Origin of the sequence: Candidatus Frankia nodulisporulans (assembly GCF_902806475.1) — a bacterium.
GTDB lineage: Bacteria > Actinomycetota > Actinomycetes > Frankiales > Frankiaceae > Frankia > Frankia umida.
In genome coordinates, this window is record NZ_CADCWS010000162.1 from 1 (window position 1) to 10,037 (window position 10,037).

Below are 10,037 nucleotides of genomic sequence, written 5' to 3' on the forward strand. Positions count from 1 at the left end.
TAAGCCGCGAGCCGGCCATGATCAGGGATATCCGCCCTGGCGTGTCGGGATGCGACACGCGGGGACATATCAACCCGAGGCGACATTCCCCACGACAGGCCCATTTTCCCCTCGACGGCTCCGGCTCCCGGCGGGACACTGCCGATCGGGGGTGAACGATCGGTCAGTCGGTGTGACGGGTCGGCACACGCCGACCCGTGCGAAGGAGAGGTGGGCCCTGATGCCGGGCGTGGGCTACGGACCGCGGGTCGGGCTGCTGGTGGTGGACGTGCAGAACGACTTCGCCGATCCCGCGGGCAGTCTGTACGTCGCCGACGGCGAACAGGTCATCGCGGGGATAAACGCGCAGGTGGCAGCCGCCCGAGCCGCCGGCTCGCCGGTCTTCTACAGCCAGGACTGGCATCCCGCCGAGACACCGCACTTCGTCACCGGCGGCGGCGTCTGGCCGCCGCACTGTGTCGCGGGCAGCCATGGCGCAGCCTTCCATCCGGATCTGGTCGTCGACGGCGAGGTGATCCGCAAGGGTGTCGATGGGGCCGACGGGTACTCGGCGTTCTCGGTGCGCGATCCACACTCGGGGGTCCGCCGGGCGACGTTGCTGGGCGAGCGGCTTGGGCAGCTGGGCATCACCACTCTCGTCGTGGTCGGCCTGGCTGGCGATCACTGTGTGCGGGCCAGCGCACTGGATGCTCGGGCTCAGGGTCTGACGGTGGTGCTGCCCCTGGCGCTCACCCGGTTCGTGAACCTGCACCCCGGCGACGATGACCGGGCCGTGGACGCCATGCGCGAGGCTGGTGTCCTGGTCGGCGGGTGAGCGCACCCGCCCGGGTGGTCGGCAGGCCACACGGTGGACAGGCCGTGCGGACTGCGGGCCACGCCGGCAACGGTCGGCTGACCGCCGTGCACCTGGTCGAGGATCAGGCCGCGCAGTCCCGGCAGACCATCCGACGCTCGTCGAACAGCTGACTGCGGTGGTGCACGAGGTAGCACTGTGTGCAGGTGAACTCGTCGGCCTGCCGGGGCAGGACGCGCAGGTTCAGCTCTTCGCCTGCCAGGTCGGCGCCGGGCAGTCCGAGTTCCGCCTCGAACGGGTCGGCTTCATCGCCCAGATCCGCGGCCGCGTCGGCACGACGGGCCTTGAGTGCCTCCAAACTCTGCTCCGATGCGTCCTCTATGTCGGTCGTACGCGGGGTGTCGTAATCGGTGGCCACTGAGGTAACTCCCAAAATGGTTGTTCGTGGTCGTGCGCAAGCCTCAACGCATAACCGCCGGGGTATGTGCCCGTCAGACCCGCGCTACCCGTATGTGGCCTTGGCCACACGCCGGAACGCGGCCTGCGTCGCTGCGCGACGAACCTCGCCCGCAGGCGCCGCCATCCTGACGGAGCGCAGGTCAGCGGGGGTGTGGCCGCTCCCCGCAGACAGTGTCAGCCGGTGCGCCGCAGCCAGGTGATGGGCGCTCCGTGTGCCCCGCGGCGCAGTGGTTCGAGCACGTCGTCCCATGCGGTACCGAGCAGACGGTGCAGTCCGCGGGCGAGGGTCTCCCGGGCTTCGCCGCGTTCGAGCAGCGCCCGCAGGGCCGCCTCACCGACCACGACGTCACCGTTGGCCGCGATGGCGGCCCGGTGCAGGCCCAGTTCCGGGGTGTAGGAGTAGCGCTCGGCGTCGCAGCCCGAGGAGGGGCCCTCCACGGTCTCGAACGTGACGTGCCCGAGCCGGCGCAGGTTCGCGGCGACCCGGCCGGCGGTGCCCGGGGAGCCCCGCCACTCCAGCCCGGCGAACAGGAACCCCGGTGAACCGGGCTGTGCCGTCCAGGTCAACGACACGGCCGCGGACAGCACTGTAGACACGCCGAACTCGAGATGTGGACACAGCGCTGGCGGACAGGCGAGGACCGCCAGTTTACCCGGCACCGCGAACGATGACGGGGTGGACGACAGCTCACGAGCTGTCGGGGATATTGCGACCACGCAGGAACCTCCGTCGACGAGGAACGCCTTCCCCTGCGTCTCATCGACCCGTCCCAACCGGCTGACGGAATCGTCCCATGGTCGAGCGGTGGGGACTAGCCCCACCCCCACCCAAAGGTATGACTAATTGGTCGTATCTCGGTGCTCACACCGGCTATGTCGCCCGGCCCGGTGATGGTTCGCCCGGGGGGTGGTCCCCCTGGCCCGGTCCGGCGAGCAGACCACCGAGGCTGCCCAGCGCCCCGGTCAGCTCGCTCGGCACGATCCACAGCTTGCTCGCCTGGCCCTGGGCGATCTGGGGCAGGGTCTGCAGGTACTGGTAGGCGAGCAGCTTCTGGTCGGGGTTGCCCTCGTGGATGGCACGAAAGACGGTACCGATCGCCTGCGCCTCGCCCTGCGCGGTGAGGATCTGCGCCTCCCGCTCACCTTCGGCCCGCAGGATCGCGGCCTGCTTGGCACCTTCGGCCCGCAGGATCTCGCTCTGCTTCACACCCTCGGCGGTCAGGATGGCGGCCCGCCGGTCCCGCTCGGCCCGCATCTGCTTCTCCATCGAGTCCTGGATGGAGCGGGGCGGGTCGATCGCCTTGAGCTCGACCCGGTTGACCCGGATGCCCCACCTGCCGGTGGCCTCGTCGAGCACGCCCCGGAGCTGGCCGTTGATCTGGTCGCGCGAGGTGAGGGTGGCCTCGAGGTTCAGCCCACCGATGACGTTGCGCAGGGTGGTCACCGTGAGCTGCTCGATCGCCCGGATGACGTTGGCGATCTCGTAGGTGGCCGCCCGCGGGTCGGTGACCTGGAAGTAGATGACGGTGTCGATGCCGACGACGAGGTTGTCCTCGGTGATCACCGGTTGCGGTGGAAAGCTGACGACCTGTTCACGCAGATCGATGCGATCGCGGATGCGGTCGACGAACGGGACCACGATCGCCAGACCCGGGGTGAGTGTGCGGTGATAGCGACCGAGCCGTTCGACGACCATCGCCCGGGCCTGCGGCACGATCCGCACGGCCCGCACGAGGACGACCAACAGGACCGCCGCGATCACCGCGGCCACGATGACACCTGCCATGAGCTGTTCCCTCCCTGCCTCGGGCGTCAGCCGCCCGGATCCGTCCGCTCGGCTCGGCGCTCAGAGCTCGAACCTGTGCACGATCGCGGTGGCCCCGTCGATGCGCAGCACTCGTGCCTGCTCGCCCGCGTCCAGCACGAGCGAACCGGGGTAGGACCGTGCCGACCAGATCTCGCCGCGGACCTTCACCCGCCCGCCGAGCCCGTCCACCCGCTCGACGACCAGTGCCTGCTCGCCGACCAGCGCCGCCACCCCGGTCACCAGCTGCGGGCCGCGTTGCAGATGCCGGCGGGCCACCGGGCGCAGGCCCAGCCCGAACCCGCCGGCCGCCACGGTGGCGGCGGCGATCTGCCAGACCACGTCCACGCCGAGCAGGGCGAGCACCGCCCCCACCAGCGCGCCGAGGCCCAGCATCACGAGAATCAGGTCCAGCGTCATCAGCTCGCCGACGAACAGAGCGCCAGCGACGACGACCCAGATCGCCCAGTCGGCCATGTGGTCATGCTAGGCCTGACCAGGTCGGAACCGATCAATGAAACGTCAATGGCCGGGGCTGGCGGTGCGCGCGATCGCCCGGATCGCCGCACGTGTGACGAGTCGGTTCCCGCGCCGACGAATCAGGGCAGGCTCGGTGGCCGTAGGCTTCGGGCCTATGTCGCAGGTTTGGCCGGGTCACCCATATCCCCTTGGCGCCACGTATGACGGTACGGGGACCAACTTCGCGATCTTCTCGGAGGTCGCGCAACAGGTCATGCTCTGCCTGTTCGACGATGCCGGGCATGAGGAGAAGGTCGAACTCAAAGAGGTCGACGCCTTCGTCTGGCACGCCTACCTGCCCTCGGTCGGCCCCGGTCAGCGCTACGGCTACCGCATCGACGGGCCGTACGATCCGGCCGCCGGCAACCGCTGCAACCCGGCGAAGCTCCTGCTCGACCCGTACGCCAAGGCCGTCGACGGCGAGATCGCCTGGGACCAGGCGGTCTTCCCGTACACCTTCGGCGACCCGGACAGCGTCAACGACGCCGACTCCGGCCCGCACATGATGAAGTCGGTGGTGATCAGCCCGTTCTTCGACTGGAACGGCGACCGGCCACCGCGCACGCCCTACAACGAGTCGCTGATCTACGAGGCCCACGTCCGCGGACTGACCAAGAACCACCCGGACCTGCCGGACGAGTACCGCGGAACGTACGCGGGTATCGCCCACCCCATCATGATCGAGCACTACCGCAGGATCGGCATCACCGCGATCGAGCTGCTTCCGGTGCACCAGTTCGTCCATGACGAGCATCTGGTCAGCCGCAACCTGCGCAACTACTGGGGCTACAACTCGGTGGCCTTCCTCGCACCGCACAACGGCTACTCCGCCTCCGGCGGGCAGGGCCGGCAGGTGCAGGAGTTCAAGGGGATGGTCCGCAACCTGCACGAGGCCGGGATCGAGGTGATCCTCGACGTCGTCTACAACCACACCGCCGAGGGCAACCACATGGGCCCGATGCTGTGTTTCCGCGGCATCGACAACTCCGCCTACTACCGGCTGGTCGACGAGGACCCGCGCTACTACATGGACTACACGGGCACCGGCAACAGCATGCGGGTGCGCCACCCCCACGTCCTGCAGCTCATCATGGACTCGCTGCGCTACTGGGTGACCGAGATGCACGTCGACGGGTTCCGCTTCGACCTCGCCGCGACCCTGGCCCGCGAGTTCTACGACGTCGACCGGCTGTCGTCGTTCTTCGACCTCGTCCAGCAGGATCCGGTGGTCTCCCAGGTCAAGCTGATCGCCGAGCCGTGGGACCTCGGCGAGGGCGGCTACCAGGTCGGCAACTTCCCGCCCCTGTGGACGGAGTGGAACGGCAAGTACCGCGACACCGTCCGTGACTTCTGGCGGGGGCAGGACCACGGGATCACCGAGTTCGCCTCCCGGCTGACCGGCTCCAGCGACCTGTACGAGAACTCCGGCCGTCGCCCCTGGGCGTCGATCAACTTCATCACCGCCCATGACGGTTTCACCCTGCGCGACCTCGTCTCGTACAACGACAAGCACAACGAGGCCAACGGCGAGGACAACCGGGACGGCTCCGACGACAACCGTTCGTGGAACTGCGGTGTGGAAGGACCCACCGACGATCCCGTGGTGACCGCGCTTCGCGGCGCGCAGACCCGTAACCTGCTGACGACGCTGCTGCTGTCCCAGGGGGTGCCCATGCTGGTCGCCGGAGACGAGATGGGTCGCACCCAACGCGGCAACAACAACGCCTACTGTCAGGACAGCCCGATCTCCTGGCTGGACTGGTCCGACGCCGAGCGCAACGCCGACCTGGTCGAGTTCGTCAGCCAGGTGTCGAAACTGCGCCGCGACCATGCGATCTTCCGCCGCCGCAAGTACTTCAAGGGCAACGTGCTGAGCGGCCAGAGTGGCCCGGCCGGTGGCGGCCCGGCCACCGGTGACCCGGCGACGGACACCGACCTGGACCCCGCCAGCAAGGACATCGTCTGGCTGCGCCCGGACGGCACCGAGATGACCAGCGCCGACTGGGAGTCCGGCACCGCCCGCACCCTCGGCGTCTACCTCAACGGCGACGCCATCCGGGACCCGGACGCGCTCGGCCAGCCGATCAAGGACTCGTCCTTCCTGCTGTTCTTCAACGCCCACTTCGAACCGGTCGGCTTCCGCGTGCCGGCCACGAACTTCGGTGGCTCCTGGGAGACAGTGGTGGACACGCGACGGTCCGTCACCCTCGTCGACGCCGATCTGGAGGCGATTCCCCTGGCCACGACCGCCTTCGACCCCAGCGACAGCGGTCGTCTGGTCAAGGCCGGTGATCCGCTCGAGATCGACGCTCGCTCGACGGTCGTGCTGCGCCGTGTCCCCTGACGCGACCATGGGCTCCGGCGGGGCGGGTGCCATGATCGGGGGACGGGCCGGCTCCGGTGACGAGCGGGCGGTTCCGACCGCGACCTACCGGCTGCAGCTCAACCTCGACTTCTCGCTGACCGACGCGACCGTCATCGTCCCCTACCTGGCCTCCCTCGGGGTGTCGCACCTGTACCTGTCGCCGGTGCTGGAGGCCGCGCCCGGTTCCACCCACGGCTACGACGTCGTCGAGCACGGCCAGATCAACCCGGAACTCGGGGGTAGCGGGGGGCTGCGCCGTCTGGTCGCCGCCTGCCGACGCGCGGGTCTCGGCCTAGTCGTCGACGTCGTGCCCAACCACATGGCCGTCGCCCCGCAGGCCGCGAACGCGGCCTGGTGGTCGGTGCTGCGCGAGGGGCCGGACTCGCCGTACGCGAGCTGGTTCGACATCGACTGGGCCAGCCCGGACAACCCGGGCCGGGTCGTCGTGCCGATCCTCGGCGCGGGCCTGGCCGACTGCCTGGCCGCCGGTGAGATCAGCGTGCGCCAGGACGAGGACGGCGCCTGGGTGGTCGCCTACTACGACCACGTGCTGCCGACGGCGCCGGGCACCGCCGACCCCCACGACATCGCCGGCACCCTGGACGCCCAGTACTACCGGCTGTGCTGGTGGCGGGTCGGGGCCACCGAACTGAACTACCGGCGCTTCTTCGACATCACCACCCTGGCGGGCCTGCGCCAGGAGGAACCGGACGTGTTCGCGGCGACCCACCGCCTGCTCATCGAGCAGGTCCGCGCCGGCACGTTCGAGGGTCTGCGCATCGACCATCCGGACGGCCTCGCCGACCCGGAGGGCTACCTGCGCCGGCTCTCCGACGCCGCCGGCGGGGTGTGGACGGTCGTCGAGAAGATCCTCGAGGACGACGAGACGCTGCCCCGGACCTGGGCGTGCGACGGCACCACCGGCTACGACGGCATCGGCCGGATCACCCGGTTGTTCCTCGACCCGCTCGCCGGTCATCCGCTGTCGGTGCTCTACGAGGAGATCACCCGGGCCGATCCGACCTACGAGACCGAGGCGCGAGCCGCGAAGCTGGACGTGCTCGCCGGGGTCCTGCAACCCGAGGTCGACCGGCTCACCGCCCTGGCACTGGTCGAATCGCGCCGGGCCCGCGCCGACCTGACCCGCAGCGGGCTGCGCGAGGCGCTGTGCGAGGTACTGGCCGCCTTCGACGTCTACCGTGCCTACATCCGCCCGGACGGCACCCCGAGCCTGGAGGCCCGCGGCCACATCGTGCGGGCCTGTGAGCAGGCCCGGTCGTACCTGCCGGGCCGGGCCACCGAGGTCGACCTGATCGAGGACCTCGCCCTGGGCGGCCCGCCGGAGTTCGTCACCCGCTTCCAGCAGACCTGCGGCCCGGTGATGGCCAAGGGCATCGAGGACACCACGTTCTACCGCTACGCCCGGATGATCGCGCTCAACGAGGTCGGCGGCGACCCGTCCCGCTTCCCCGCGTTCACCACCGGCCATCCGCGTAGCGCCGTCAACGAGTTCCACGAGGCCGCGGTGGCCACCCAGCGGGACTGGCCGCTGACGATGACGACCCTGTCCACCCACGACACCAAACGCTCCGAGGACGTCCGCGCCCGCCTCGCGGTGCTCTCCGAGGACCCGCGTGGCTGGGCGGAGGCCGCCGGACGGCTGGTCCGCCTCGGCGAACGTCACCGTGACACCGAACAGGGCTGGCCCGACCGCCCGACGATCTACTTCCTGTTGCAGACCCTCGTCGGGGCCTGGCCGCTGCCCGCCGAGCGGGCCACCCAGTACATGCTCAAGGTCGCCCGCGAGGCCAAGCTGTACACGAGCTGGACCGACCAGGACCCCGCCTATGAGGCGGCCCTGGTGAACTACGTCGAGTCGGTGCTCGAGGACGAGGAGTTCCTCGCGGTGCTGACCGGCTACGTCGGCGCTCTGGTGGAACTGGGCCGGCACAACTCGCTGGCCCAGAAGCTGCTGCAGCTCACCATGCCCGGGGTGCCCGATGTCTATCAGGGCCAGGAGCTGTGGGATCTGTCCCTGGTGGACCCGGACAACCGTCGTCCGGTGAACTTCGGCGACCGCACGAAGCTGCTCGCCGAACTCGGCGCCGACATCCCCGCCGACGACTCCCCGCCGCGACGCCCCCCGCTGCTCGACGACGCGGGCGCCGCGAAACTGCTGGTGGTCGCCCGCGCCCTGCGGGTGCGCCGGGACAACCCGGACTGGTTCGGTGCCCACGCCACCTACCGCCCGCTGTGGGCATCCGGCTCGGCGGCGGAGAACGTCGTGGCGTTCGTCCGCTCCGAGGCGATGGTGACCGTGGTCCCGCGGCTGGTGCTGGGTCTGCGCCGCGGCGGCGGCTGGCGGGACACCACCCTGCCACTGCCGGAGGGCCGCTGGACCGACGTGCTGACCGGGCGCCGCCACGACGGCGGGACGGCCTACGTCCTGCGCCTGCTGCGCGACTTCCCGGTCAGCCTGCTCGTCCGCTCCTGAGGGCCACGGTGGCGGGCCGGCTGCCGGCCTACCAGCGCCTGCGTCCGGCACGGAAACGCCGCCGGCCCTCGGCCGAAGTGTCTCCACCTCGGCCGAGGGCCGCTCGTATCGCTGGTGCGGTACCGCTGATGGTGCCGGCGGCACCGCACCGGCGCCACCGGCCGAACCGATCGGCCGGCGAGCGGACTACTTGGGCTGCGGGACGATCCGCAGGTAGGGCTTCGGCTCGTTCCAGCTGCCGAAGATCTCCTTGGCCTGGTCGTTGTTGACCGAGCCGGCGATGACGACGTCCTCGCCCTGCTTCCAGTTCACCGGGGTGGCGACCTTGTGCTTGGCGGTCAGCTGCAGCGAGTCGATGACCCGCAGGACCTCGTCGAAGTTGCGGCCGGTGGTCATCGGGTAGACCAGGATCAGCTTGATCTTCTTGTCCGGGCCGATGACGAACACGTTGCGGACGGTCTGGTTGTCCGCGGCCGTGCGGTCGGCCGGGTCGCCGCTCACGTTCGCGCCGAGCATCCCGTACGCCTTGGAGACCTTGAAGTTGGAGTCACCGATCAGCGGGTAGTTCGGCGCGGTGCCCTGGGTCTCCTCGATGTCCTTGGCCCAGTCGGCGTGCTTGTCGACCGGGTCCACGGACAGTCCGATGATCTTCACGTTGCGCGCGTCGAACTCGGGCTTGATGCTGGCCACGTAGCCGAGCTCGGTGGTGCAGATCGGGGTGAAGTTCTTCGGGTGCGAGAACAGCACCGCCCACGAGTCGCCGATCCACTCGTGGAAGTTGATGGTCCCCTCGGTGGTCTCGGTGGTGAAGTCCGGCGCGGTGTCGCCGATCGTCAGAGTCATCGTCGTCTCGTCCTAACTTTCTCTGGGCTGCGGCGCGCGCGGCGCCGCGGTGTGTCGTACCTCTGTACCCGGGTGTCAGGCCCGGGCCGAACCTGGCGGGTGGTGCGTGGCCGTACCCACCCACCTCACCTGATGGTGCCATCTGCCGCGCGGGCCGGGCAGTCGCTCTCGGCACTGACCCCCTGGCAGGCGGCACAGGTACCACCATCGATCACATAAAGTATCCCAACAGATACTTTATGTGCATATACGGTGCGTGGCGCAGGTCCGACACGGCGATGCCCGCCGCCCGCGGCGCGATCGACGCGCCGCTCGCGGAACCGGACCCGACGGTACACAGATCATCGATGTTCCCGACGGCCGGCGGCACGCCACCACCAGGCACGTCCCACTCCGACCCGGCACCCGAAGCCGGGGGCGAGCCGACCGCCGGACGTACTGGCCAAAGCCTGGAAATCCGCGCCTAAAAGTGTATGCACCGGTAGCGGAATAATAAACCGTATTTTATAGTGACGTCGATTTACGGGGGCCCGGGGAGTCGGCGGCTCCGCCACGTTCAGGACCGCCGATGATCGAACAGTGCGACCGACGGAAAAGGGGATGGCCGTGCGCAGACGATTACGGATTCCGGTGCTGGTGCTGCTGGCATCAGCACTGACGCTGACACACACCTCAGGAGTGGCTCTGGGTGCCGCACCAGCGAACAATGTTGGCGGCCCACAGAATACGACATCCACTGGTTCGACAGGTATAGCCGCTT

Annotated in this window: 8 protein-coding genes; 3 read left to right on the forward strand and 5 right to left on the reverse strand. The window is 69.4% G+C overall.

Features of this window, described 5'->3' with window-relative positions:
* Positions 1-220 precede the first annotated feature (220 nt).
* A complete protein-coding gene (locus G6R24_RS14345; RefSeq protein WP_163549753.1) occupies positions 221-814 on the forward strand; it encodes an isochorismatase family protein in 594 nt (197 codons plus the stop codon).
* A 103-nt stretch (positions 815-917) separates the two neighbouring features.
* Here the strand turns inward: G6R24_RS14345 and G6R24_RS14350 are convergent, their stop codons facing one another.
* The 4 genes from G6R24_RS14350 to G6R24_RS14365 all read right to left on the reverse strand — a co-directional run bounded on the left by G6R24_RS14350 (position 918) and on the right by G6R24_RS14365 (position 3,533).
* The gene (locus G6R24_RS14350; RefSeq protein ID WP_163549754.1) at positions 918-1,211 is read right to left on the reverse strand and encodes a DUF4193 domain-containing protein; all 294 of its coding nucleotides are present in this window, start codon (positions 1,209-1,211) and stop codon (positions 918-920) included.
* Between the two features lie 215 nt (positions 1,212-1,426).
* Positions 1,427-1,969, reverse strand: coding sequence for a DUF3145 domain-containing protein (locus G6R24_RS14355; RefSeq protein ID WP_163549755.1), 543 nt, complete (start codon positions 1,967-1,969; stop codon positions 1,427-1,429).
* Between the two features lie 154 nt (positions 1,970-2,123).
* Positions 2,124-3,038, reverse strand: coding sequence for an SPFH domain-containing protein (locus G6R24_RS14360; protein ID WP_163549756.1), 915 nt, complete (start codon positions 3,036-3,038; stop codon positions 2,124-2,126).
* Between the two features lie 60 nt (positions 3,039-3,098).
* Positions 3,099-3,533 carry an NfeD family protein gene (locus tag G6R24_RS14365; RefSeq protein ID WP_163549757.1) on the reverse strand — a complete coding sequence of 145 codons (435 nt, stop codon included), beginning with the start codon at positions 3,531-3,533 and terminating at the stop codon, positions 3,099-3,101.
* A gap of 157 nt (positions 3,534-3,690) precedes the next feature.
* On the opposite strand from G6R24_RS14365, the gene glgX reads away from it, so the two are divergent.
* Positions 3,691-5,919, forward strand: coding sequence for a glycogen debranching protein GlgX (gene glgX / locus G6R24_RS14370; protein WP_163549758.1), 2,229 nt, complete (start codon positions 3,691-3,693; stop codon positions 5,917-5,919).
* A 31-nt stretch (positions 5,920-5,950) separates the two neighbouring features.
* Positions 5,951-8,434 (forward strand): malto-oligosyltrehalose synthase, encoded by a 2,484-nt coding sequence (gene treY, locus G6R24_RS14375; RefSeq protein WP_163549760.1) that lies wholly within the window; start codon positions 5,951-5,953, stop codon positions 8,432-8,434.
* A 186-nt stretch (positions 8,435-8,620) separates the two neighbouring features.
* Here treY and G6R24_RS14380 read toward each other — a convergent pair whose 3' ends face one another.
* Complete coding sequence (locus tag G6R24_RS14380) at positions 8,621-9,277, reverse strand: peroxiredoxin (protein ID WP_163549759.1); 657 nt, start codon at positions 9,275-9,277, stop codon at positions 8,621-8,623.
* Positions 9,278-10,037: the final 760 nt, after the last annotated feature.